Raw genomic sequence first — 22409 nt, 5'->3', positions numbered from 1 at the left:
CGGCCAGCGTAGTTCAGCGCAACGGCAGCTCGACGTGCACCTGCCAGTCACCGTCGGCGGGGCCGGTGCGGGCCCGCCCGCCGAGCAGGGCGGCCCGCTCCCGTATGCCCCGCAGCCCGCTGCCCCGGCCCGGGCCGGGTGTCCCGGCCGTCAGCGGATTGCGGACCTCCAGGACGAGCGCGCGGTCCGTGACGTCGACGCGCACCCCTGCGGGGACCGCTCCCGCGTGCCGCAGCACATTGGTCAGCGACTCCTGGAGGATGCGGTACCCCTCGCGGGAGACCGGCCCGGGCACCGTGTCCAGCGGGCCGGTGATCTCGGCGTCGACCTTCGCCCCGGACGCACGCGCCGACTCCAGCAGCCGGTCCGCGTCCACCATGGTCGGCCGGCCGCTCACGGGCCGGTCGGACTCCCGGAGGATGCCCAGCACGCGCTCCAGATCCTCGAGCGCGGCCCGGCCGGTCTCCTCGATGGCGCCCAGGGCCCGGTCGGTGAACGCCGGGTCGCCGGCCGCGCGCGCCGCTCCGGCCTGGACGACGGCGACGGTCAGCGCGTGGCCGATCGAGTCGTGCAGTTCCCGGGCGATGCGGTTGCGCTCCAGCAGCTGCTCGGTGCGCTCCTCCAGGGCGGCGAGCCGCTCGGCGGCGGACGGGCCGAGCAGCCGGCGGGCGGCATGGGTCACCAGCTCGCCCAGCCCCGTCACCACGCCGTACAGCAGGACGAGGGGGAAGGGCGCGAGGAGGGCGTACGCCCAGTGCGGTCGCGCGTCCCGCAGCACCGGGGTGTCCCCGGGGTTCCCGCCGACCGCGACCTGCACCAGCTCCACCGTGAGGACGGGCAGCCACACGGTGGCGAACATCGCCACCGCACCCAGCACCATGCGCACCTGAAGCCACAGCACGGTACGCAGCCGGTCCCGCCGGCTCGCCGACGCCTTGACGGAGATGACCGGCTCCTCGTCGGCCGGCATCAGCAGCAGCCGCGCCTGCACGCCCTCGCCCCTGCGGACGGCCGGGATCAGACCGACCGGCAGCAGCACCAGCGCGGGCACCCAGGGAGTCGACGGGTCGATGAACATCCACACGCTGACGATCAGCATCGGCACCCACAGGTGCAGCAGGCGGGTGTACGTCGTCCCCCGCAGCAGCGGGCGCAAGATGCGGACCATCGCGTCATCGTGCCAGCCGCCACTGACACCGGGCCTCCCCCGCACGGGGGAGACGATCTCCACGCGCGGGGGAGGCCCCGGCCCCCCGCGACACCCCACGCTGAGGCCATGACCAGCATCGAAGTCCAAGCCCTCACCAAGGAGTACGGAACCCGCCGAGCCGTGGACCGCCTCACCTTCAGCGTGCTCCCCGGCCGGGTCACCGGCTTCCTCGGCCCGAACGGCGCCGGGAAGTCCACCACCCTGCGGCTCGTCCTCGGCCTCGACCGGCCGACCTCCGGCACCGCCACCATCGGCGGCCGCCGCTACCCCGAACTCCACGAGCCGCTGCGCCGGGTCGGCGCCCTGCTCGACGCCCAGGCCGCGCACGGCTCGCGTACCGGCCGGGACCACCTGCGCGTCCTCGCCGCCGCCAACCGCGTCCCGCGGGCCCGGGTCGAGTCGGTGCTGGAGCAGACGGGCCTCGCCGCGGCCGCCCGGCGCCGGGTGAAGACGTACTCCCTGGGCATGCGCCAGCGCCTCGGCATCGCCGCCGCGCTGCTCGGCGACCCCGAGGTGATCCTGCTCGACGAACCGTCCAACGGCCTGGACCCCGAAGGCATCATCTGGATCCGGGGGTTGCTGCGCACGCTGGCCGGGGAGGGGCGCACGGTCCTGGTCTCCAGCCACCTCATGAACGAGACCGCCTCCTTCGCCGACCACCTCGTGGTCCTCGGCCGGGGCCGCCTGCTCGCCGACACCCCGATGCGGGAGTTCATCCACGCGCGCGTGCGGCCGCGGGTCCGGATCCGCACGACGGACGCGACCGCCCTGAGGGCCGCCCTCTCCCGGGCCGGCCACGACCCCGTGCGGCACGAGGACGGGCACTGGACCGTGCACCACGCACGCGTGGACGACATCGGCCGTGTCGTCTCCGAGGCGGGCGTCCCCCTCCTCGAACTCGCCGCCGAGGAGGCCACCTTGGAGCAGGCCTACCTCGATCTCACGGCCGCCGAGACCGAGTTCACCGCACCCACGCAGGAGGCCCGGCCATGACGACGTTCGCCCCCGCCCTCCACGCCGAGTGGCTGAAGATCCGCACCCTGCGCTCCCTGTACGGCACGCTTCTGGCCTTGTTCGCCGCGACGACGGCGTTCTCGGCGCTGGCCTCGGCGGAGACCCCGGAGCCCGGCCTCGACCCGCTGTTCACGGCGCTGTCCGGGGTGCTGCCCGGCCAGATCGCGGCGATCAGCTTCGGCGCGCTGGCCGTCTCGGCCGAGTACCACACGGGCGCGCTCCGGCTGTCGCTGTCCGCGGTCCCGCGGCGCGGACGGTGGTTCGCGGCCAAGATGACGGCGATCGCCGTACCCGCCCTGGCCGTGGGAGCGGCCACGGCACTGGCCGCCCTCGCCGTGGGCCGCGCCGGGCTCGGCGACGCGGCGAGCGGCCTCACCGCGGGCGAACAGGCCCGCGGTGTCCTGGGATCCGCGCTCTACCTCACGCTGATGGCCCTGTTCGCGGCCGGGCTCACGGCCCTGCTGCGCAGTGGCGTGGCCACGCTGTCCCTGCTGATCCCGTTCGTGCTCGTCGTCTCCTTCGTCCTCGGCGACGCCGCCGGCACAGCCACCGACTTCCTGCCCGACAGGGCGGGCCAGGTCGCCCTGCACGAGACGTACGACGGGACGCTCGGCCCGTGGTCGGGGCTCGCGGTGACCGCGCTGTGGACGGCGGCCGCCCTGGTCGCCGGGGCCTGGAGCGTGCGACGACGGGACGCCTGACCGGTCGTCGGCTGACGCCGCGCCAATTGTCAGTGGCGGCCGGTTTACTGGATCACATGGACATCGCGAAGGACCTCGCCCTGATCGACGGGCTCCGCACCGGCGTCGTTCCCGCGCAGCCGGACGGAGACCGCTACCGCCAGGCCGTCTTAGGGCCGCGCCCCTGGCGGAGCGCGGAGGACTGCTACGCCTACGAGGCGGCCATGACCGAGCGGCTGACCGAGCGGTGGGGAGAACCGTCGCGGTGGGGCACCACCACGCTCGTCGAGCGCGCCGCGCGCGGGGAGCCCATACCCGAGCCGTGGGGCATGCTCAGCGCGGTGGCGACAGAACTGCGGACCTGGGAAGTGGCCGGCCGCTGGGTGGTCCTGACGGTCGTCGACCAGGACACCGGGCATCCCCAGGTGCACGTGGTGGTCACGACGACGGATCCGCCGTGATCCGCAGCCGGGCGAACTCCTCCGCCATCGTCTGCAGGGTCCAATGCGCGTTCAGCCCGCTCGGATTGGGCAGCACCCACACCCGGGTGTCCCCGATCGTGCGCTCCTGCGGCCCCACCCGGGCCTTGCGGTCGTCGAAGGCCGCGCGGTAGGCCGTCACCCCCACCACCGCCAGCCACACCGGCCGCAGCCTGCCGACCTTCGCGGTCAGCAGCCGCCCGCCCTCCCGGTACTCCTCGGCACTCAGCTCGTCCGCGCGAGCCGTCGCCCGCGCCACGACGTTGGTGATGCCGAGCCCGTACGACGGCAACTCCCCCTGCTCCGACGGCTTCAGCAGCCTCGGCGTGAACCCGGACAGGTGCAGGGCAGGCCAGAAGCGGTTGCCGGGACGGGCGAAGTGATGGCCCGTGGCCGCCGTCATCAGCCCGGGGTTGATGCCGCAGAACAGCACGCGGAGGCCGTCCGCGACCACGTCCGGTACCAGACGGTCGCGGGCGGCCTCCAGCTCCGCGGGCGTGAAGCGCGTCAGAGGATCGCTCCGGGGGTGTAACCGGCCGCCTGCGGCCGCTGCTTGACGATCTCCTCGATCCGGCCCACCACCGTGGCGACCTGATCGGCGGCGGCGCCCGTGAAGGACAGCTTGTCGGCCATCAGCGCGTCGAGCTGAGCGCGGTCCAGCGGGATGCGCTCGTCCGCGGCCAGCTTGTCGAGCAGCTCGTTGCGCTCCGCGCCCTGTTCCCGCATGGCGAGCGCGGAGGCGACCGCGTTCTCCTTGATCGCCTCGTGCGCGACCTCACGGCCGACGCCCGCGCGCACCGCGCCCATCAGCACCTTGGTGGTGGCGAGGAACGGCAGGTAGCGGTCCAGCTCACGGGCGACGACGGCGGGGAAAGCGCCGAACTCGTCGAGGACCGTCAGGAACGTCTCCAGCAGGCCGTCCAGCGCGAAGAACGCGTCCGGCAGCGCGACCCGGCGCACCACCGAGCAGGACACGTCGCCCTCGTTCCACTGGTCACCCGCCAGCTCGCCGGTCATCGAGGCGTAGCCGCGGAGGATGACCATGAGGCCGTTGACGCGCTCGCAGGACCGCGTGTTCATCTTGTGCGGCATCGCGGAGGAGCCGACCTGGCCCGGCTTGAAGCCCTCGGTCACCAGCTCGTGGCCGGCCATCAGACGGATCGTCCTGGCCAGCGAGGACGGCGCCGCCGCCAGCTGCACCAGCGCGGTGACGACCTCGTAGTCCAGCGAGCGCGGGTAGACCTGGCCGACCGAGGTGAAGGCCTGCGAGAAGCCGAGGTGCCCGGCGATCCGCTGCTCCAGCTCGGCGAGCTTGGCGGCGTCACCGCCGAGCAGGTCCAGCATGTCCTGCGCGGTGCCGACCGGGCCCTTGATCCCGCGCAGCGGGTAGCGGCCGAGCAGCTCCTCGACCCGGGCGTGGGCGACGAGCAGCTCGTCGGCGGCGGTCGCGAAGCGCTTGCCGAGGGTGGTGGCCTGCGCGGCCACGTTGTGCGAGCGGCCGGCCATGACCAGCTCGCCGTACTCGCCGGCGAGCCTGCCGAGGCGCGTGAGGACCGCCACCGTGCGGTCGCGCATCAGCTCCAGGGAGAGCCGGATCTGGAGCTGCTCGACGTTCTCCGTCAGATCGCGGGAGGTCATGCCCTTGTGCACGTGCTCGTGCCCGGCGAGGTCGTTGAACTCCTCGATCCGCGCCTTCACGTCGTGCCGGGTGACCTTCTCGCGTTCGGCGATGGAGGCCAGGTCGACGGTGTCGAGGACACGCTCGTAGTCGGCGAGCGCCTGGTCCGGCACCTCGATCCCGAGGTCCTGCTGGGCCCGCAGCACGGCGAGCCAGAGCTGACGCTCGAGCTTCACCTTCTGCTCGGGGGACCAGAGCGTGGCGAGCTCGGTGGAGGCGTAGCGTCCGGCGAGGACGTTCGGGATGCGGGGCTTGACGGGCGCTGAAGTCACGTGACCGGATTCTACTGGCGGTTCGTGCAGGCCGGCGCCGCGGGCCCCTTCGGCGGAACCTACGAGACGCAGGTCACCGCAGGTCGTACGGCAGGAGGTCCGGCCGCTTGGGCGGCAGGCCGTCGCCCGAGGAGCGTCCGGTGAGGCGGCGGCCGATCCACGGCAGCAGGTGCTGCCGGGCGAACCGGGCGTCCGCGGCCCGTCGGCCGGCCCAGCCCGGCGGCAGCGAGGCGGGCAGCGGAGTGCGCCACTCCGGGTCCTCCGGCTCGTAGCCGAGTGTCTGCCAGACCGCCTCCGCGACCCGGCGGTGGCCCTCGGCGGTCAGGTGCAGCCGGTCCACGTCCCACAGGCGCGGGTCGGCGAGCGAGGGGGCGCCGTAGAGGTCGACCACGAGTGCGCCGTGCCGTCCGGCCAGGTCGTCGATGTAAGTGAACAGCTCCTCCATGCGCGGCCGGAACCGTTGCAGCACCGGGCCCTGGCGGCCGGGGCTGCGCATCAGCACCAGCTGCTTGCAGGCCGGCGCGAGGAGCTCCACGGCTTCCTCCAGCAGTGCGCGCACCCGGCCCATGTCGCACTTCGGGCGCAGGGTGTCGTTGAGGCCGCCGACCAGCGTCACCACGTCGGACTGCATGGCCGCCGCGACATGGACCTGCTCCTGGACGATCTGGCCGATCAGCTTGCCCCGCACCGCGAGGTTGGCGTACCGGAAGCCGGGCGCCCGGGCCGCCATCCGCGTGGCGAGGAGGTCGGCCCAGCCCCGGTAGGTTCCGTCCGGGAGCAGGTCCGACATGCCTTCGGTGAAGGAGTCGCCGAGGGCGACCATGCTGGTGTAAGAGGGGTTCGTCTCCATGGCGGGGAAAAGGGTATCCCGAGGCGCATACCCGTCGGTCGGTCGCCTCGGGATCCTCCGTCAGGCGCGCTGGCCGAACAGCTCCCGCAGCACGTCCTCCATGGTCACCAGGCCCGACAGCCGTCCGTCGTCCCCGAGTACCGCCGCCAGGTGGGTACGGCTGCCGCGCATCGCGGTGAGCACGTCATCGAGCGGTGTGCTCTCCCGCACGCGCGCGATGGGCCGCATGTCCGGCACCCGGAACGGCAGGTCCCGCGGCGAGGCGTCCAGCGCGTCCTTCACATGGAGGTAGCCGACGATGCGGCGGCCCTCGTCGACCACCGGGAAGCGGGAGAACCCGGAGTCGGCCGACAGGCCCTCCAGCTGCTCCGGCGTGACGCCCACGCGCGCGTAGACGACGCGTTCCAGCGGAAGGACGACGTCCCGCACGGGCCGGCGGCCCAGCTCCAGGGCGTCGTGCAGCCGTTCCCGGGCGCGGTCGTCGATCAGGCCCGCCTCGCCGGAGTCCCGCACCAGACGGGCCAGCTCGGCGTCCGAGAAGGTCGCGGTGACCTCGTCCTTGGTCTCCACGCGCAACAGCTTCAGCAGGGCGTTGGCGAAGGCGTTGATGGTGAAGATCACCGGGCGCAGCCCCCGGGACAGGGCCACCAGGGGCGGCCCGAGCAGCAGCGCGCTGCGCACCGGCTCGGCCAGCGCGATGTTCTTGGGCACCATCTCGCCGAGCAGCATGTGCAGATACGTCGCCAGGGCCAGCGCGATCACGAAGGACACCGCGTGTCCCGCGCCCGCCGGCATGCCCACCGCGTGGAACAACGGCTCCAGCAGGTGCTCGATGGCCGGTTCGGCGACCACACCGAGGACCAGGGTGCACAGGGTGATGCCGAGCTGGGCCGCGGCCATCAGCGCGGACACGTGCTCCAGACCCCACAGCACGCTCTTCGCGCGCCGGTCGCCCTCCTCGGCGTACGGCTCGATCTGGCTGCGGCGCACCGAGATCAGCGCGAACTCGGCGCCGACGAAGAAGGCGTTGACGACGAGGGTCGCCAGACCGATCAGCAACTGGATCGCGGTCACAGCGTCCCCTCCTTGTCGTCCGCGCCCGCCATGGCCTCGTCCAGCGGCGCGCGCATCAGCACCCGCGCCGCCCGGTGCCCCGAGGCGTCCGTGACGTCCAGCTGCCAGCCGGCGACCTGTACGCGGTCACCGGTCTCGGGGATCCGGCCGAGTTCGTTCGCCACGAGCCCGGCCAGCGTCTCGTACGGCCCCTCGGGGGCCCGCAGGCCCACGCGCGCGAGCTGGTCGACGCGGGCGGAGCCGTCGGCCGAGAACAGGGCGCGGCCGGTGTCGTCGCTGCCGGCGGGGGCGAGGTCGGGGGTCTCGTGCGGGTCGTGCTCGTCGCGCACCTCGCCGACGACCTCCTCGACGATGTCCTCCAGGGTGGCCACGCCCGCCGTACCGCCGTACTCGTCGATGACGACGGCCATGGTGCGCTTGCCGGAGAGCCGGTCCAGCAGCCGGTCCACGGTGAGGGTCTCCGGCACCAGCAGCGGTTCGCGCATCAGCTCGGCGACCCGTACCCGGGGCCGCCGGGCGGCGGGCACGGCCAGGACGTCCTTGATGTGCGCGGTGCCCACGACCGAGTCGAGGCTGCCGCGGTAGACGGGGAACCGGGACAGGCCGGTCGCGCGGGTGGCGTTCGCCACGTCCTCGCAGGTCGCCGACGCCTCCAGCGCGATGACCTGCACGCGCGGGGTCATCACGTTCTCCGCGGTGAGATCCGCCAGGTTCAGGGTCCGCACGAAGAGCTCGGCGGTGTCCGCCTCCAGGGCGCCCTCCTTGGCGGAGTGCCGGGCGAGCGCCGCCAGCTCCTGGGGACCGCGCGCGGAGGCGAGCTCCTCGGCGGGCTCCACGCCGAAGCGGCGGACGATCCGGTTGGCGGTGTTGTTCAGATGGGTGATGAACGGGCGGAAGGCGGCGCTGAACCAGCGCTGCGCGTTGCCCACGCGCTTGGCCACGGCCAGCGGCGAGGAGATCGCCCAGTTCTTCGGGACCAGTTCGCCGACGACCATCAGGACCACCGTGGACAGCGCGGTGCCGATCACCAGGGCGATCGAACTCGCCGTGGCGGACGAGGCGCCGAGCGATTCCAGCGGCCCCGCGAGCAGCCGTGCGATGGACGGCTCCGCGAGCATGCCGACCACCAGGTTGGTGACAGTGATGCCGAGCTGGGCACCGGACAGCTGGAACGTCAGGTTCCGTACGGCCTTCAAGGCCCCGGAGGCGCCCCGCTCGCCGCGCTCCACGGCCGCTTCGAGCTCGCCGCGCTCCACGGTCGTGAGCGAGAACTCGGCGGCGACGAAGGCGCCGCAGGCCAGTGAGAGCAGAATCGCCACGAGCAGCAGAAGCACTTCGGTCATCGGGTCACCTCCGTCCCATGATCGGACAGGGTGGCTGGGAACGCGCGATGTCGCGTACTGGGAGGCTCGCCCATGGGCGGACGCTCACACACCTTTCGTTGGAGGACCGTAAGTGGTCCCCCAAGGGTAAAGGAGCAGCAAAAGAGTCAGTCCGTGAGGGGCTTGACCCACCGCCGCCACTGCTCCTCCGGCACATACCCGGCCGCGCGCCAGGCATGCTGCCCTTGTTCGTTGCGCTGGAGCACCATGGCGTCCCCGCGCCGGCCGCCGAGCCGGACGAAGCGCTCCTCGGCGGCGGCGAGCAGGGCCGCGCCGATGCCCTGGCGGCGATGGTCCGGGTGCACCGCCAGCCGGTACAGATGGCAGCGCCAGCCGTCGAAGCCCGCGATCACCGTGCCGGCCAACGCGTCGCCGCGCTCGGCCAGGATCAGCGCCTCGGGGTCGCGGTCGACCAGCCGCTCCACCCCGTCCCGGTCGTCGCTGATGCTGGTGCCCTCGGCGGCGACCTTCCAGAAGGCCAGTACGGCGTCCAGATCCTCGGGGCCGGCGGCCCGTATCCGTAGATCAGTCATGCCATGATCACATCACGCGGCCTCGGCGGCGGGCCCGGGATTCCGCAGTCCGGACACTCACTCGTGCGCGATGGCCGTCAGCACGTTCATCCGCGAGGCGCGCAGCGCGGGCAGCAGGGCCGCCACGATGCCCACCACCGCCGAGCCGACCACCACGGCGACGATCGTGCCCCACGGAATCGCCAGCGCGGTCATGCCCTGCAGGGCCAGCACCTGCTGGGTGCACACCCCCCAGACCAGGCCGAGGGCGAGCCCCAGCACCGCCCCGAACACCGCGATCACCACCGACTCCAGGCGGATCATCCGGCGCAGCTGGACCCGGGACAGGCCGATCGCCCGCAGCAGGCCGATCTCCCGGGTCCGTTCCACGACCGACAGGGCGAGGGTGTTGACCACACCGAGCACCGCGATGACGATCGCCAGCCCGAGCAGCGCGTAGACCAGGTACAGCAGGACCGCGATCTGGTCGCGGACCAGCTCCTTGTAGTCGGCCAGGTCCCTGACCTGCACCTGGGGATAGGTGTCGAGCGTCCGCTCCAGATTCGCGCGCAGGTCGTCGGCGCTGGTGCCGGACGCCGCGTTGACGTACACCGCGGACTCCTGGCCGCCCGGCGCGTACCGCTCCAGGGTGCCCAGGCCGACGTACATGCCGCCCTGGGTGCCGAAGCCGTCGGCGGAGTCCTGGTCGGTCAGCGCCGCCACCGTCAGCTCGGCCGTGCGCCCGCCCTGGAACTCCAGCGGGATCGTGCTGCCGACACGCACCCCGTGGTCCCGGGCGAACTCCCGGTCCATGGCCATGCGGCCCTCGGCGAGCGCGGCGGCCGTGTCGCCCTGGGCGTAGGTGATGTTGGCGACCTCGTCGAGCTGCGGGTCGTAGCCCGCGGCGGTCGTCTCGACACGGTCGCCGTCGGGGAGCCGTGCCGCGACGGGCGCGAGCTGGGAGCGGACCACCAGGCCGACGCCGTCGGTGTCGCGCACCTTCTCGGTGACCTCCCGGGGGAAGGGCACGAAGTTGGTGTTCTGCACGACGAAGTCGGCGCCCAGCGTCTTGTCGATCTGCTCGTCGAACGACTCGGTCATCGAGGCGCTCGCCACCGACATCCCGCCGACCAGCGCCAGCCCCACCATCAGGGCCGCCGCGGTGGCGCCGGTACGGCGTGGATTGCGCAGGGCGTTGCGCTGGCTCATCCGGCCGACCGGGCCGAACAGCGCCGGGAACGCCCCGCCCAGCACCCGGATCACGGGCCGCACCAGCAGCGGCCCCGCGATCACGGTCGCGATCAGGGTCAGCAGCACACCGAGGCCGAGCAGGGAGGCGGACGAGGAGGTCTCGGAGGCGGTGGCGCAGCCCACGAGCGCGGCCACGCCGAGCGCCCCGACGACCGTGCCCGCCACCGCGCGCACCCGCAGCGGCCGGCCCACCCCGGCGATCTCGGCGTCCGCCAGCGCCGCCATCGGGGAGACGGTCGCCGCGCGCCGGGCCGGGAGGTAGGCGGCGACGAAGGTGACCCCGAGGCCGACGACGTACGCCGAGACCGGGGTGGCCCAGCCGATCACCATGTCCGCGGAGCGGATGTTCATGCCGAGCAGGCCCATCAGCTCGATCAGCCCGATGGCCAGCCCGATCCCGGTGGCCAGCCCCAGCGTGGCGCCGACGAACCCGAGCAGGAACGCCTCGGTGAGCACCGAGCGCCGCACCTGGCGCCGGTCCGCGCCGAGCGCGCGCAGCAGGCCCAGCTCGCGGGTGCGCTGGGCGATCAGCATCGAGAAGGTGTTGACGATCAGGAACACCCCGACCAGCACGGCGACCCCGGCGAAGCCGAGCATCACGTACTTGATGATGTCGAGGAATCCGCCGAGCTGTTCGACGTCCGACTCGGCCTGCTCGTCGGCCGTGCGGACGTCGTAGCGGCCGGCGCCGAGGGCCTCGGCGACCCGCTGCTTGAGCTGCGGGTCGCTGACGCCCTCCGCGGCCTCGACGGAGATGCTGGTGGCGGCGTCCGCGTCGCCCAGCAGCCTGGTCTGCGCGGTCTTGGTGTCGAAGAAGACCAGCGCGGCGCCGGGGTTGGTGGTGGTGAAGGTGGCGATGCCGACGACCTCGGCCTGGAACGAGCCCGGCGCGGCGATGACCGTCAGCGTGTCGCCGATGCCGACCTTCCGGGAGTCGGCGGTGTCCGCGTCGATCAGCACCTGGCCCGGACCCTCGGGCGCGTGCCCCGACGTCAGCTCGACCGGACTGCGGTCGCTGGGGCTCCAGTTGGTGCCTATGGTGGGCGCGCCGGTGGTCGGCCCGACGGACTCGTTGTCCTCGTCGGCGACGGTGATGCCCTCCACGTCCACCTCGAGCCGCACCGAGGCGGCGCCCTCGACCCGGGCCGCCCGGTCCACCAGGGAGGCCGGCAGGGTGGGCGTGAATCCGGAGGGGATCGCCTCGTCCAGGTTCTCCTTCGGGCTGACCGTGACATCGGCCGCGGTCGAGGCGAAGAGCCGGTCGAAAGTACGGCCGACGGTGTCCGAGAAGATCAGGCTGCCCGCGACGAACGCGACGGACAGCACCACCGCGAGCGCGGAGAGCAGCAGCCGCCCCTTGTGGGCGAGGAAGCTGCGCAGGGTCGCCTTCAGCACCGGGTCAGTCCTCCTCGGAGGGGTCGGCGGCCCCCCGGATCACGTCGAACCGCTTCATGCGCTCCAGCACCGCCTCCGCCGTGGGGCGGGCCATCTCGTCGACGATGCGTCCGTCCCCGAGGAAGAGCACCAGGTCGGAGTGGGCGGCGGCGCCGGGGTCATGGGTGACCATCACGACGGTCTGCCCGAGCTGGTCCACGGCGTCGCGCAGGAACCCGAGCACTTCGAGGCCGGCCCGCGAGTCCAGGTTGCCGGTGGGTTCGTCGGCGAAGATCAGCTCGGGACGGGAGGCGAGGGCCCGGGCACAGGCGACGCGCTGCTGCTGGCCGCCGGAGAGCTGGGCGGGCCGGTGCTTGAGGCGGTCCCGCAGACCGAGCGTGTCGATCACCTGGTCCAGCCACTTCTCGTCGGGGTTCTTGCCCGCGATGTCCATGGGCAGGGTGATGTTCTCGGCGGCGTTCAGCGTCGGTATGAGGTTGAACGACTGGAACATGAACCCGATCCGGTCCCGGCGCAGCCGGGTCAGCTCGCGTTCCTTCAGGCCGGTGATCTCGGTGCCGCCGAGCCAGACCTGTCCGGCCGAGACGTTGTCGAGCCCGGCGAGACAGTGCATGAGCGTGGACTTGCCGGAGCCGGAGGGGCCCATGACCGCGGTGAAGCGGCCGCGCGCGATGTCCACGTCCACCGCGTCCAGGGCCAGCACCGTCGTCTCGCCCGAGCCGTAGGCCTTGGTCAGACCGCGGGCCCTTGCCGCGATCCCGTCGGCCGGGTCGTGTGCCGAAGCAGGAGTGGACAAGGGTGCCTCCTCGATCCTGGACATCGCGACGTCCTTGTCAGGGCCCCGAGCGTAGTGTGATCCGGCGCACACCGGATATCCCCCGTGGGTCCGAGCCGGTCTCCACCCCAGGAATGACCCCCTTGCCACTGCTAGCGTCTCGGCGCTGGCTTCGAGACATGGCGAAGACCCAGCTGAACGTCCGCGTCGACGAGGGCACCGCCCGCGCGGCCCGCGGACGCGCCCTCGCGCGCGGCATGAGCGTCAACCGCTACATCGAGGAACTGGTCCGGCAGGACACCGGCGAGGCCGGCCACACCTTCGTGGAGGCCGCCGCCGACTTCATGAAGCAGTACGAGTCCGTGTTCGCCGAGGAGTTCGGCGCCGAGCGCGAAGGCCGTCGCTGATCCGTTGAGCACCGTGAGGATCGACCTCGCCTGGCTGCTGATGCTCGCCGAGCAGAACACCCCCGGGGATCCGCAGGTCACCGACTGGGGCGCGCTGATCGCCGCCGTCGCCCGGCACGAGGCCGAGATCTTCGACGTCCCCGTCTACGACAGCCCGTACGCCCGCGCCGCGGCACTGCTCCAACTGCTCATCCACGTCCCCGCGTTGGAGCGCTCCAACGCCCTGTTCGCCTCCGCCGTGGCCTACGCCTATCTGGTCGCCGGCGACCTGAAGGTCGTCACCTCGCCGGAACAGGTCCGCGAACTGGCCCGGCTGGTCAAGAGCGGTGCGGCCACGGTGCAGGGCATCGCGGACGAACTGCGGCAGTGGTGCGAGTGAGCCGCGACGCGGTGATCAGTCCGGGGCGCCGGGCCGCCACGCCGTGCCCAGCACGCAGTACGACGTCGGCAGCACCGGCCCCTTCTCGGGGACCAGCATCCGCCGGTAGGGGCCGAGTTCGAACCCCGCGCCGCGCAGGGACGCGATCGGCTCCCGGCCCACATGGCAGCCGCCGGTCACCAGCGGCCACACCGTACGGTCCAGTGCCCGCTGGGTGAACGTCATCACCCGTCCGCCGCCCCGGCCGTGCTCGAGGAACCGCACGACGCCGCCCGGCCGCAGTACCCGCCGGATCTCCCCGAGCGCGCGCGGCACATCACGGACGCTGCACAGCACCAGCGAGAGCACCGCCGCGTCGAACGCCTCGCTCTTGACCGGCAGGGCCTCCGCCGCGCCCGGCACCACGTCCACCGGAACCTCGGCGCGCAGGGCCGCCTCCACGGCGAGTTTCCGCAGCACCCGTTCCGGCTCGATCGCCACGACCTCCGAGACGGTGCCCGGATAGTGGGCGAAGTTCAGGCCGTTGCCCGCGCCGATCTCGATCACCCGCCCGGACAGACCGGTGAGCAGCCGGTCGCGTACGGCGCCCATGCCCAGCTTCGTCTCGGCGGTCACGCTGATGCGGGTGTAATAGCGGGCGAACACCGGATGGTGCACGGCATCCCGCGGCACCTTGCCGGTACGGGCGGACCGAAGGGGCATGAGGACCTCCCGGGCAGGACGGGCACTACCCCGATTGTCCCCCCGTCGGCCCCGACCCACCCCCGCTGTGCACCCACGGAACCCCGCGGACGGAGCCGGCCCACGTCACAGCCACAGTCACCGGGCTTCCCGGCACCCGGGCAATCAGATGCCGTCCCGGAACGCCCCGCCGTCCCACGTCCCGCCCAGCTCGGGAGCGAGCCACGTCGGAGCCGCCGTACGGAAGTCGGCCGGTGCCAGCGCCCCGGACCCGGCCGGGAGGGCTCCCAGCAACGGTGCCCGGGCCACGTCCGGCAGATCCGTCACATTGCAACGCGAGGCCAGATCGGGGGCGTCGGGCCAGCTGCCGATCACCACACCGGACAAGTCCACCCCGCGTGACCGCAGTTCACGGGCCGTCAGCTCGGTGACGTTCAGCGTGCCCAGGCCCGCCGACGCCACCACCAGGACCGGCGCGGCCATCAGTTCGGCGGCGTCGGCCAGCGTGGCGCCCTCGTCGTCGAAGCGGACCAGCAGTCCGCCCGCCCCTTCCACCAGCACCAGGTCGTGCTCGGTGGCCAGCTTCGCGGCGGCCTCGGCGATCTCGTGCGGGCGCACCGGCGGCAGCCCCGCCCGGCGCGCCGCCGTCGCCGGGGCCAACGGCTCGGGGTAGCGGGCGAGTTCCGCCGTCGTCACCGCTCCGGCGAGCCGCGCGCACTCGTCGGCGTCCCCGCGCTCGTCCGGCCGCAGCCCCGTCTGCGCGGCCTTCAGCACGGCCACCGTGCGCCCGGCGGCGAGAGCCGTGGCGGCGACGGCGGCGGTCGTGACCGTCTTGCCGATCTCCGTGCCGGTGCCGGTGATCACCAGAATCGTCATTTCAGCCCTCCCGCGCCGGTGCCCGTGATCACCAGAACCGTCATCTCAGCCCTCCCGTGCCGCCGCGCACACCGCACGTGCGATCCGCGCCAGATCGGCCTCGCCCGTGACATAGGGCGGCATCGTGTAGATCAGATCGCGGAACGGCCGCAGCCACACGCCCTCGCGCACGGCCGCCGCCGTCGCCGCCCGCATGTCCACCGGGTGGTCCAGCTGGACCACGCCGATGGCACCGAGGACCCGCAGGTCCTTCACCCCCGGCAGTTCCGCCGCGGGCGCCAGCCCTTCCCGCAGGCCCGCCTCGATCCGCTTGACCTCCGCCGGCCAGTCCTGGCCGAGCAGCAGCTCGATCGACGCGCAGGCGACGGCCGCCGCCAGCGGATTGCCCATGAACGTCGGCCCGTGCGCCAGCACCGGCACCTCGCCCCGCGAGATCCCGTCGGCCACGCGCGCGGTGCACAGCGTGGCGGCCATCGTCAGGTACCCGCCGGTCAGGGCCTTGCCCACGCACATCACGTCCGGCGTCACCGCCGCGTGGTCCGCGGCGAACAGGGCGCCGGTGCGCCCGAACCCGGTCGCGATCTCGTCGAACACCAGCAGCACGCCGTGGGCGTCGCACGCCTCGCGCAGCACCCGCAGATACGCGGGGGAGTGGAACCGCATCCCGCCCGCGCCCTGCACCACCGGCTCGACGATCACCGCGGCCAGCTCGTCCGCGTGCCGCTCGATCAGCGCGCGCAGCTGGTCGGCGTAGGACTCCTCGTACTCGGCCGGTGGCGGATCCGCGAAGACCTGGCGCTGCAGCACGCCCGTCCACAGGTCGTGCATCCCGCCCTCGGGATCGCACACCGACATCGGCTGCCAGGTGTCACCGTGGTAGCCGCCCCGCCAGGTGAGCAGCCGCTGCTTGCCGGGACGGCCGAGGGAGCGCCAGTACTGGAGGCACATCTTGACGGCGACCTCGACCGACACCGAGCCGGAGTCGGCGAGGAACACATGCTCCAGACCTCCTGGCGACATGTCGACAAGGAGCTTCGCGAGGCGGACGGCGGGCTCGTGGGTGAGCCCGCCGAACATCACATGGCTCATCCTGCCGAGCTGCTCGCGCGCCGCCTCGTTCAGCACCGGGTGGTTGTAGCCGTGGATGGCCGACCACCAGGACGACATCCCGTCGACCAGCTCGCCCGAGCCGTCCGCCATCCGCAGCCGCACCCCGTTCGCCGACTCCACGACCAGCGGCTCCTGCCGGCCCGGCATGGGACCGTACGGATGCCACACGTGCTTGCGGTCCAGGTCCAGCAGCTCGGGCACGCTCAGGTCAGGCATTGGGCGCGAGGTCCGTTCCGGCCCCCCGACGGCGTACGGCCACCAGGTCGGTGCGGGCCTCGCCCGGCTCCGGCTGCCCGGCGGAACCGCAGACCCCGCCACCCTCGTGGGTACCGCAGACCCCGCCGCCCTCATGCGTCCCGCAGCCACCGCCCGCGCCGGGCGAACCGCATCCACCGCCCACCCGGTGCTCGGGCAGCGTCACCTCGCCGGCGCCCTCGATCTCGAACCCGGCGTCCGCGATCATCTCCAGGTCGGCCTTGCCCGCCTGGCCCTCGCTGGTGAGGTAGTCACCGAGGAAGATCGAGTTGGCCAGGTGCAGCGCGAGGGGCTGCATCGTGCGCAGGTGGACCTCACGGCCGCCCGCGATGCGCACCTCGACGTCCGGGCAGACGAACCGCACCATCGCCAGGATCCGCAGACAGCGCTGCGGGGTGAGGTGCCACTCCTTGGCCAGCGGGGTGCCCTCGAACGGGATCAGGAAGTTCACCGGCACCGAGTCCGGGTCCAGCTCGCGCAGCGAGAAGACCACGTCCACCAGGTCCTCGTCGCTCTCGCCCATGCCCGCGATCAGACCGGAGCAGGCGGACAGCCCGGCGCCGTGCGCCTTCTGCACGGTGTCGACGCGGTCGGCGTAGGTGTGGGTGGTGGTGATGTCGCCGTAGGTGGCCTCGGAGGTGTTGAGGTTGTGGTTGTAGGCGTCGGCGCCCGCCTCGCGCAGCCGCTCGGCCTGGCCGTCGGAGAGCAGCCCGAGGCAGGCGCACACCTCGACGCCCTCGTTCTGGTCCTTGATCGCCTTGATGGTGTCCGAGACCCGGTCCACGTCACGGTCGGTCGGGCCGCGTCCGCTGGCCACCAGGCAGACCCGCTTGGCGCCGCCCGCGAGACCGGCGGCCGCCGCCTTGGATGCCTCGTCCGGCTTGAGCCAGGTGTACTTGAGGATGCCGGCGGTCGAGCCGAGCCGCTGCGAGCAGTAGGAGCAGTCCTCGGGGCACAAGCCGGACTTGAGGTTGACCAGGTAGTTCAGTTTCACCCGGCGGCCGAACCAGTGCCGGCGCACCTTGCCGGCCGCGGCCACCACATCGAGCAGGTCGTCGTCGGAGGTGGCGAGGACGGCCAGGGCCTCCTCGCGGGTCGGCAGCTCGCGCCGCAGCCCCTTGTCCAGCAGCGTGTTCAGCAGGTCCATGAGAGCTGATCCTGTCCTAAGGAGTGGTCCCCGGCCAAGGAGAGTTCGTACAACTCGGCCCCTTCGACGTGTGGGTATTGCCACACCGTGGGTGCCTGGTCGTCCCGCTAGTGTCTGTGCGCTGCCTACAAAATCTCCGGAGGACTCATGGCGTTCGGCTGGATCGACGAGCAGGCGGAGCTGCGCCGCCGCGCCGGACTCGTACGGACGCTGCGCCCTCGCCCGGCCGACTCGCCGCTGCTGGATCTGGCCGGCAACGACTACCTGGGCCTGACCCACCACCCCGAGGTCACCGAGGGCGCCGCGCGCGCGGCGCGGACCTGGGGCGGCGGCGCCACCGGCTCCCGGCTCGTCACCGGTACGACCCAGCTGCACGGCGAGCTGGAGCGGGAGCTGGCGGACTTCTGCGGCTTCGAGGCGGCGCTGGTCTTCTCCTCCGGCTACGCGGCCAACCTCGCCGCGGTCACCGCGCTCGGGCCGCACGGCTCGCTGATCGTGTCCGACGCGGGCAACCACGCCTCGCTGATCGACGGCTGCCGGCTGGCCCGCGGTACGACCCAGGTGGTCGCGCACGCCGAACCGGACGCCGTGCGCAAGGCGCTGCGGACGCACGACGGGCCGGCGGTCGCCGTCTCCGACACGGTCTTCTCGGTCGACGGCGACGCGGCCCCGCTGGCCGGGCTCGCCGAGGCGTGCCGGGAGTACGGGGCGGGCCTGCTCGTGGACGACGCGCACGGCCTGGGCGTGCTCGGCGACGGCGGCCGGGGCGCTCCGCACGCGGCGGGGCTGGCCGGCGCCGACGACGTGGTGGTCACGGTGACGCTGTCCAAGTCCCTGGGCAGCCAGGGCGGCGCCGTGCTCGGCCCGGCCCGGGTCATCGACCACCTGGTCAACGCGGCCCGGACGTTCATCTTCGACACCGGACTCGCCCCCGCCGCGACCGGTGCCGCCCTCGCGGCGCTGCGGCTGCTGCGCCGGGAGCCGGAGCGGGCGGCCCAGGCGCGTGCGGTGGCGAGCGAACTGCACGCCCGCCTGACGGCCGCGGGCCATCAGGCGGTGCGTCCGGACGCGGCGGTCGTCTCCGTGCGCGCGCCGTCCCCCGAGGGGGCGCTGCGCTGGGCGGCGGACTGCCGGGCGGCGGGCCTGGCCGTGGGCTGTTTCCGTCCTCCTTCCGTGCCCGACGGCATCTCACGGCTGCGGCTGACCGCCCGTGCGGATCTCACGGGCGGTCAGATCGAACGCGCTGTACGAGTCATCGGCGAGACACGACCATGAGTCGGCGTGACACGGCCCTGCCGCCGTGGAACTGATGGATGCTGATCAGAACTTGCTCGGAACTTGCTCGGAACCTGATCGCAACTGTCAGGACCGGATCGCGGCCGTGAAGTCCGCCCAGCTCTCGGGGGAGAAGAGCAGCGCGGGTCCGGCCGGGGCCTTGGAGTCGCGTACGGCGAACAGTCCGGCCCAGGGGCCGGTCAGCGGCCGAGCGGTCTCCACGCAGTTGTTCGCACCCGTGCTGTAACTGCTGCGCAGCCATTGCACGTCGTGCAGTTCGGTACTGGAAGGTACGTTCCGAGGCAGTGCGGTCATGGTGCCTCCTTACGCGCCGTCAGCTAGCCCGGCGATGTAATCCAGCGATTCCTCGGGCGAAAGGGCGTGGATCTGAAGGGTGGTGAAGGCCTCCGTGTACGCCTGGAGGTCTTCTTTCCGTTCGAGGTAGAGGCTACTCGTCAAGTGGTCGAGAACAACCACGTCCAGATCAGAAGTGCGCGAAAATGAGAAAATAACGAAAGGCCCGGTGACTCCGATGTGCGCTCCGGCCGTGAACGGCAGCACCTGCAGCCGCACTTGTGGCAGGCGTCCCGCCTCCACCAGCTGCCACAGCTGCCGGGCCATCACCCCGGGCCCGCCGATCTCCCGGTGCAGCACCGCCTCGTCCAGCACCGCGCTCAGCTCCAGCGGCGGCTCCCCGCGCAGCACGTCCTGGCGGGCCAGCCGCACTTCGACCAGCGTGTCGAGGCGCTCGTCCGTCTCGTCCAGGCCGCCCACCGCGGCCCGGGTCACCTCCCGGGCGTACTCGGGCGTCTGGAGCAGCCCCGGCACCACGGAGGTCTCCAGCGTGCGCATCGCGCTCGCCTGGGACTCCAGGCTGATGAAGTCCCGGTAGGTCGGCGGCAGCACCCCGCGGTAGGCGTGCCACCAGTGGTGCCGGCCCGCGCCGTCGTCGGAGCCCGCCAATACCAGCAGCAACTCCCGTAGTTGGGAGTCGGCGACGGCGTAGGCGTCCAGCAGTAACCGCACATCGGCCGGTTTCACCCCGCTGGCCCCGGTCTCGATCCGGCTGACCTTCGACTGGTGCCAGCCCACCAGCCGCGCCGCCTCACCGCTGGTGAGCCCCGCACCGGCGCGCAACGCACGCAGTTCGGCGCCCAGCTTCCGGCGGCGTACCGCGGGACCGTGTTGCATGCGCTACTCCTTACTCCAACCGGGCCGCCCAAATACGCTCTCGCGTCGCAGAGTTCACCGCATCGAGCGACAGATATATGCATATCTTGGTGGATCGCCACCGTGACCGGCGCGGTAATGGCAGTCTGGCGAGGAAGCACCAGTCCGGGACCGTACTCGAACCATCCGCTCCGTGTCGGACTGCGGTCCCGTGGGAAAGGGACGACGCCGCCATGGCAGACCATCTGGAAGCATCCGTCACTCTGCCGAGCGATCCCGCCTCGGTCTCCGCGGCCCGCGGCTATGTGGTCAGCACGCTCGAGGAATGGGGACTGCCCGCAGGGACGGACGTGGCCGACACCATCCGGCTCATCGTCTCCGAACTCGCCACCAATGCCGTACAGCACACCCTCGGCCAGTCACCCACCTTCACGGTGGACCTTGAACTGAGCCACGACGAACACCTGCGCATCGGGGTCACCGACAGCCACCCGCGGTTCCCCAAACGACTGCCGGCCGCTGTCCAGCAGGACAACGGCCGCGGTCTGGTCATCATCCGCTGGCTGACCGCCGAGTGCGGCGGCCGACTCAGAGTCAGGCCGACCCGTGAGGGCGGCAAGACGGTCTCCATCGAACTTCCCTGGACCGTACCGGCCCGGCCGGTCACCACCGCCGGTCAGCAGGAGCCCTAGCGGGCGCCCCCGCGGGCGGTACGGCGCTGACCCGCCCCGGGAGCGGTCCGGCTCCGCGCAGCGGTCACTCGGGCACCCGTCAGGGCGGCGGCGTGTCAGGGGCGCCGCCGCCCTTCGGGCGGCCGGTCAGCTCACCCGGCCGTACCAGACGCTCTTGGTCCAGATCTTCTGCAGCCTCACCACATCCCCGGTCTTCGGGGCGTGCCAGAGCTTCCCCTTCCCGGCGTAGATGCCGACGTGGTAGACGTTCGACCCCGAGTGGAAGAACACGAGGTCGCCGGCCTTGCGGCTCTTGGCGGAGATGTGGCGCGTCTTGTTGTACTGCTGGGCCGCCGTACGAGGCAGCTTCTTGCCCGCCTTCTTGAACGAGTACAGCGTCAGCCCGGAGCAGTCGAAGCGGTACGGGCCCGTGGCGCCGTACTTGTACGGGGAGCCCTTCTTGGAGGCCGCGACCTGGAGTGCCTTCGTCGCCGGCGTGGCCGCAGCCGCTTCGGCGGAGAGGCCCGGGGCCACGATCGAACCGCCCACGGCGGCGATGGTCAGAGCCGAGGCCGTACCGGCTCGGGCCATGAGCGACGGGACACGATTGAGCGCAGTCATGCGCAACCCTTCGTCAGCCGCCTGTGAAGGATGACCTGTCGGATTCGGGCTGGCGAAGTTGCCCGGCCGCGATGCGGCTTCACCCCAAGGGCTGCTCGGCACGGACATCCGTGCCGGCGACCCGTCGTGCTCGGGTCCTCCACTCCTGCCGATCCACTCCTGTCGACCGGTCATCCGGGCGGCGGCAGGACTCGGCGTCCGCCCGGATCGCCCCGCCGTGGTGGCGGGGGCTTGTCGTCAGTCAGGGATCTTGGCTCACGGATGTCCGAAAATCCCAATGGAACCGGGGATTTGTGGCGTTACTCACCACTCACCCGTTCGGGTGGACACTGCTCCGTTCGAACCAGCGTCGAGGCTACGGAGGATGCCCGGACCAGCACCGGAACGTCTCTTTCGGGTGAGGGCCTAGCCTCGTTGCGCAACCCTGACGGGCCCACGGCAGGAGACACGGCTACGCCGAAAGGGGGTACCTCCTTTGGTCCGTTTCGACTCCGGTCCGGACGCCTCGGCGCCATCGCCGAATGGCCGGACCGGGCTCACCTGCGTCAACTCTCCGAGCGGGGCGGCAGCGTGAACCGAGCCGTGCGGCGCTCGCCGTCCAGCACCCGCGGTGCGCGCGCCAGCGTGGGGGCGTGCGCCTCGCTCTCGCCGCTCTCGCCCCGCTGATGCGTCGCCCTGGCGGCCAACGCCTGGACGGGGCCCGAACGCGCGTCAGTTCCCCGGCCCGGGCCGCCAGATCGCTCGCCGCCCTCCACCGGCTTCCGCCCGGCCGGCAGCTCCGGAGGCGGCGCTCTCGGACCCCCGACGGGTCACAGCTCGGTTAACGTGCCCGAAACCCGGTCCAACTAGCCTCCCTCCACGCCACCAGGCACTTTGCCCGTGGCTGCGGCAACCGGGCCCCGCACGGTCCGGAGCGAGGACTGTGAGGTGGGCTGTGCAACTGACCCCGCACGAGCAAGAGAGACTGCTGATCCATGTGGCGGCCGACGTGGCCGAGAAGCGCCGGGCCCGCGGGCTCAGGCTCAACCACCCCGAGGCGGTCGCCCTCATCACCTCGCACATCCTCGAAGGCGCGCGGGACGGCCGTACGGTCGCCGAGCTGATGGCCTCCGGACGCAAGCTGCTCACCCGGGACGACGTCATGGACGGCATCGCGGAGATGATCCACGACGTCCAGGTCGAGGCGACCTTCCCGGACGGCACCAAGCTCGTCACCGTCCACGAACCGATCGTCTGAGGGGGCTT

At 72.3% G+C, this 22409-nt stretch carries 25 protein-coding genes and 1 riboswitch; of the genes, 8 read left to right on the top strand and 17 right to left on the bottom strand.

Annotated elements, in window-relative coordinates; all coding sequences use genetic code 11:
* Positions 1-13 precede the first annotated feature (13 nt).
* Entirely contained in the window at positions 14-1168 is a 1155-nt protein-coding gene (locus ACWD1Z_RS09370) for a sensor histidine kinase (RefSeq protein ID WP_451116970.1), read from the bottom strand.
* 108 nt (positions 1169-1276) lie between these two features.
* Here ACWD1Z_RS09370 and ACWD1Z_RS09365 point away from each other — a divergent pair, with 108 nt between their 5' ends.
* Genes ACWD1Z_RS09365 through ACWD1Z_RS09355 form a run of 3 tightly spaced genes read left to right on the top strand, consistent with a single transcriptional unit; the run spans position 1277 to position 3365 of the window.
* Positions 1277-2203, top strand: coding sequence for an ABC transporter ATP-binding protein (locus ACWD1Z_RS09365; protein WP_451116969.1), 927 nt, complete (start codon positions 1277-1279; stop codon positions 2201-2203).
* Positions 2200-2925 (top strand): ABC transporter permease, encoded by a 726-nt coding sequence (locus ACWD1Z_RS09360; protein ID WP_451116967.1) that lies wholly within the window; start codon positions 2200-2202, stop codon positions 2923-2925. The genes ACWD1Z_RS09365 and ACWD1Z_RS09360 overlap by 4 nt, the downstream gene beginning before the upstream one ends.
* Positions 2926-2981: 56 nt before the next feature.
* Positions 2982-3365 (top strand): hypothetical protein, encoded by a 384-nt coding sequence (locus ACWD1Z_RS09355; RefSeq protein WP_451116965.1) that lies wholly within the window; start codon positions 2982-2984, stop codon positions 3363-3365.
* On the opposite strand, the gene mug is transcribed toward ACWD1Z_RS09355, so the two are convergent.
* From mug to ACWD1Z_RS09315, 8 genes are all read right to left on the bottom strand, one after another.
* Entirely contained in the window at positions 3343-3894 is a 552-nt protein-coding gene (gene mug / locus ACWD1Z_RS09350; RefSeq protein WP_451117154.1) for a G/U mismatch-specific DNA glycosylase, read from the bottom strand. The genes ACWD1Z_RS09355 and mug overlap by 23 nt on opposite strands.
* Positions 3891-5333, bottom strand: a complete 1443-nt coding sequence (gene purB / locus ACWD1Z_RS09345; protein ID WP_451116964.1) for an adenylosuccinate lyase — start codon at positions 5331-5333, stop codon at positions 3891-3893. The genes mug and purB overlap by 4 nt, the downstream gene beginning before the upstream one ends.
* A 73-nt stretch (positions 5334-5406) precedes the next feature.
* A complete protein-coding gene (locus ACWD1Z_RS09340) occupies positions 5407-6183 on the bottom strand; it encodes an SGNH/GDSL hydrolase family protein (protein WP_451116963.1) in 777 nt (258 codons plus the stop codon).
* A gap of 60 nt (positions 6184-6243) precedes the next feature.
* Positions 6244-7257, bottom strand: coding sequence for a hemolysin family protein (locus tag ACWD1Z_RS09335; protein WP_451116961.1), 1014 nt, complete (start codon positions 7255-7257; stop codon positions 6244-6246).
* Positions 7254-8600: a hemolysin family protein gene (locus ACWD1Z_RS09330; RefSeq protein WP_451116959.1), complete on the bottom strand. Its 1347-nt coding sequence runs from the start codon at positions 8598-8600 to the stop codon at positions 7254-7256. The genes ACWD1Z_RS09335 and ACWD1Z_RS09330 overlap by 4 nt, the downstream gene beginning before the upstream one ends.
* A gap of 146 nt (positions 8601-8746) precedes the next feature.
* Entirely contained in the window at positions 8747-9172 is a 426-nt protein-coding gene (locus ACWD1Z_RS09325) for a GNAT family N-acetyltransferase (protein ID WP_451116957.1), read from the bottom strand.
* Positions 9173-9229: 57 nt separating this feature from the next.
* Positions 9230-11797 carry an ABC transporter permease gene (locus ACWD1Z_RS09320; RefSeq protein ID WP_451116955.1) on the bottom strand — a complete coding sequence of 856 codons (2568 nt, stop codon included), beginning with the start codon at positions 11795-11797 and terminating at the stop codon, positions 9230-9232.
* A gap of 4 nt (positions 11798-11801) precedes the next feature.
* Positions 11802-12617: an ABC transporter ATP-binding protein gene (locus ACWD1Z_RS09315; protein WP_451116953.1), complete on the bottom strand. Its 816-nt coding sequence runs from the start codon at positions 12615-12617 to the stop codon at positions 11802-11804.
* A 134-nt stretch (positions 12618-12751) separates the two neighbouring features.
* Here ACWD1Z_RS09315 and ACWD1Z_RS09310 point away from each other — a divergent pair, with 134 nt between their 5' ends.
* The gene (locus tag ACWD1Z_RS09310) at positions 12752-12979 is read left to right on the top strand and encodes an antitoxin (RefSeq protein ID WP_451116952.1); all 228 of its coding nucleotides are present in this window, start codon (positions 12752-12754) and stop codon (positions 12977-12979) included.
* 4 nt (positions 12980-12983) lie between these two features.
* Positions 12984-13358 (top strand): fic family toxin-antitoxin system, toxin component, encoded by a 375-nt coding sequence (locus ACWD1Z_RS09305; protein WP_451116950.1) that lies wholly within the window; start codon positions 12984-12986, stop codon positions 13356-13358.
* Between the two features lie 15 nt (positions 13359-13373).
* Here ACWD1Z_RS09305 and ACWD1Z_RS09300 read toward each other — a convergent pair whose 3' ends face one another.
* The 4 genes from ACWD1Z_RS09300 to bioB all read right to left on the bottom strand — a co-directional run bounded on the left by ACWD1Z_RS09300 (position 13374) and on the right by bioB (position 17427).
* Positions 13374-14060: a class I SAM-dependent methyltransferase gene (locus tag ACWD1Z_RS09300; RefSeq protein WP_451116948.1), complete on the bottom strand. Its 687-nt coding sequence runs from the start codon at positions 14058-14060 to the stop codon at positions 13374-13376.
* A gap of 144 nt (positions 14061-14204) precedes the next feature.
* On the bottom strand, positions 14205-14915 hold the full coding sequence (gene bioD, locus ACWD1Z_RS09295) for a dethiobiotin synthase (protein WP_451116946.1): 711 nt from the start codon (positions 14913-14915) through the stop codon (positions 14205-14207).
* A gap of 45 nt (positions 14916-14960) precedes the next feature.
* Positions 14961-16241, bottom strand: coding sequence for an adenosylmethionine--8-amino-7-oxononanoate transaminase (locus ACWD1Z_RS09290; RefSeq protein WP_451116944.1), 1281 nt, complete (start codon positions 16239-16241; stop codon positions 14961-14963).
* A complete protein-coding gene (gene bioB, locus ACWD1Z_RS09285; protein WP_451116942.1) occupies positions 16234-17427 on the bottom strand; it encodes a biotin synthase BioB in 1194 nt (397 codons plus the stop codon). Before bioB ends, ACWD1Z_RS09290 begins: the two co-directional genes overlap by 8 nt.
* Before the next feature lie 147 nt (positions 17428-17574).
* On the opposite strand from bioB, the gene ACWD1Z_RS09280 reads away from it, so the two are divergent.
* On the top strand, positions 17575-18702 hold the full coding sequence (locus ACWD1Z_RS09280; protein ID WP_451116940.1) for an 8-amino-7-oxononanoate synthase: 1128 nt from the start codon (positions 17575-17577) through the stop codon (positions 18700-18702).
* Positions 18703-18789: 87 nt separating this feature from the next.
* On the opposite strand, the gene ACWD1Z_RS09275 is transcribed toward ACWD1Z_RS09280, so the two are convergent.
* Both ACWD1Z_RS09275 and ACWD1Z_RS09270 read right to left on the bottom strand, forming a co-directional pair.
* Positions 18790-19017, bottom strand: coding sequence for a DUF397 domain-containing protein (locus ACWD1Z_RS09275; RefSeq protein WP_451116938.1), 228 nt, complete (start codon positions 19015-19017; stop codon positions 18790-18792).
* A 9-nt stretch (positions 19018-19026) separates the two neighbouring features.
* Positions 19027-19893 carry a helix-turn-helix domain-containing protein gene (locus ACWD1Z_RS09270; protein ID WP_451116937.1) on the bottom strand — a complete coding sequence of 289 codons (867 nt, stop codon included), beginning with the start codon at positions 19891-19893 and terminating at the stop codon, positions 19027-19029.
* A gap of 212 nt (positions 19894-20105) precedes the next feature.
* Here ACWD1Z_RS09270 and ACWD1Z_RS09265 point away from each other — a divergent pair, with 212 nt between their 5' ends.
* Positions 20106-20564, top strand: coding sequence for an ATP-binding protein (locus ACWD1Z_RS09265; protein WP_451116936.1), 459 nt, complete (start codon positions 20106-20108; stop codon positions 20562-20564).
* 126 nt (positions 20565-20690) lie between these two features.
* Here the strand turns inward: ACWD1Z_RS09265 and ACWD1Z_RS09260 are convergent, their stop codons facing one another.
* Together ACWD1Z_RS09260 and ACWD1Z_RS09255 are read right to left on the bottom strand one after the other, a co-directional pair.
* Complete coding sequence (locus ACWD1Z_RS09260) at positions 20691-21164, bottom strand: C40 family peptidase (protein ID WP_451116934.1); 474 nt, start codon at positions 21162-21164, stop codon at positions 20691-20693.
* A 3-nt stretch (positions 21165-21167) separates the two neighbouring features.
* Positions 21168-21293, bottom strand: a riboswitch (cyclic di-AMP (ydaO/yuaA leader).
* Positions 21294-21709: 416 nt separating this feature from the next.
* Positions 21710-21940: a hypothetical protein gene (locus ACWD1Z_RS09255; RefSeq protein ID WP_451117152.1), complete on the bottom strand. Its 231-nt coding sequence runs from the start codon at positions 21938-21940 to the stop codon at positions 21710-21712.
* A 158-nt stretch (positions 21941-22098) separates the two neighbouring features.
* On the opposite strand from ACWD1Z_RS09255, the gene ACWD1Z_RS09250 reads away from it, so the two are divergent.
* A complete protein-coding gene (locus ACWD1Z_RS09250) occupies positions 22099-22401 on the top strand; it encodes an urease subunit gamma (protein WP_389417606.1) in 303 nt (100 codons plus the stop codon).
* The last annotated feature ends 8 nt before the right edge of the window (positions 22402-22409 follow it).

This window comes from Streptomyces sp. NPDC002784 (assembly GCF_053592135.1).
Note: the sequence above shows the minus strand (reverse complement) of the source record. Positions and strands in the feature narration are given on the sequence as shown.

Excerpts from the sequence above, each read along its gene's own strand:
- ACWD1Z_RS09300 (WP_451116948.1), bottom strand. The coding sequence starts at position 14,060 with ATGCCCCTTCGGTCCGCCCGTACCGGCAAGGTGCCGCGGGATGCCGTG.
- ACWD1Z_RS09310 (WP_451116952.1), top strand. The coding sequence starts at position 12,752 with ATGGCGAAGACCCAGCTGAACGTCCGCGTCGACGAGGGCACCGCCCGC.
- ACWD1Z_RS09355 (WP_451116965.1), top strand. The coding sequence starts at position 2,982 with ATGGACATCGCGAAGGACCTCGCCCTGATCGACGGGCTCCGCACCGGC.
- ACWD1Z_RS09315 (WP_451116953.1), bottom strand. The coding sequence starts at position 12,617 with ATGTCCAGGATCGAGGAGGCACCCTTGTCCACTCCTGCTTCGGCACAC.
- ACWD1Z_RS09340 (WP_451116963.1), bottom strand. The coding sequence starts at position 6,183 with ATGGAGACGAACCCCTCTTACACCAGCATGGTCGCCCTCGGCGACTCC.
- ACWD1Z_RS09370 (WP_451116970.1), bottom strand. The coding sequence starts at position 1,168 with ATGGTCCGCATCTTGCGCCCGCTGCTGCGGGGGACGACGTACACCCGC.
- ACWD1Z_RS09325 (WP_451116957.1), bottom strand. The coding sequence starts at position 9,172 with ATGACTGATCTACGGATACGGGCCGCCGGCCCCGAGGATCTGGACGCC.
- ACWD1Z_RS09360 (WP_451116967.1), top strand. The coding sequence starts at position 2,200 with ATGACGACGTTCGCCCCCGCCCTCCACGCCGAGTGGCTGAAGATCCGC.
- ACWD1Z_RS09280 (WP_451116940.1), top strand. The coding sequence starts at position 17,575 with ATGGCGTTCGGCTGGATCGACGAGCAGGCGGAGCTGCGCCGCCGCGCC.
- ACWD1Z_RS09330 (WP_451116959.1), bottom strand. The coding sequence starts at position 8,600 with ATGACCGAAGTGCTTCTGCTGCTCGTGGCGATTCTGCTCTCACTGGCC.
- ACWD1Z_RS09265 (WP_451116936.1), top strand. The coding sequence starts at position 20,106 with ATGGCAGACCATCTGGAAGCATCCGTCACTCTGCCGAGCGATCCCGCC.
- ACWD1Z_RS09290 (WP_451116944.1), bottom strand. The coding sequence starts at position 16,241 with ATGCCTGACCTGAGCGTGCCCGAGCTGCTGGACCTGGACCGCAAGCAC.
- bioD (WP_451116946.1), bottom strand. The coding sequence starts at position 14,915 with ATGACGATTCTGGTGATCACCGGCACCGGCACGGAGATCGGCAAGACG.
- ACWD1Z_RS09270 (WP_451116937.1), bottom strand. The coding sequence starts at position 19,893 with ATGCAACACGGTCCCGCGGTACGCCGCCGGAAGCTGGGCGCCGAACTG.
- ACWD1Z_RS09260 (WP_451116934.1), bottom strand. The coding sequence starts at position 21,164 with ATGACTGCGCTCAATCGTGTCCCGTCGCTCATGGCCCGAGCCGGTACG.
- bioB (WP_451116942.1), bottom strand. The coding sequence starts at position 17,427 with ATGGACCTGCTGAACACGCTGCTGGACAAGGGGCTGCGGCGCGAGCTG.
- ACWD1Z_RS09365 (WP_451116969.1), top strand. The coding sequence starts at position 1,277 with ATGACCAGCATCGAAGTCCAAGCCCTCACCAAGGAGTACGGAACCCGC.
- ACWD1Z_RS09275 (WP_451116938.1), bottom strand. The coding sequence starts at position 19,017 with ATGACCGCACTGCCTCGGAACGTACCTTCCAGTACCGAACTGCACGAC.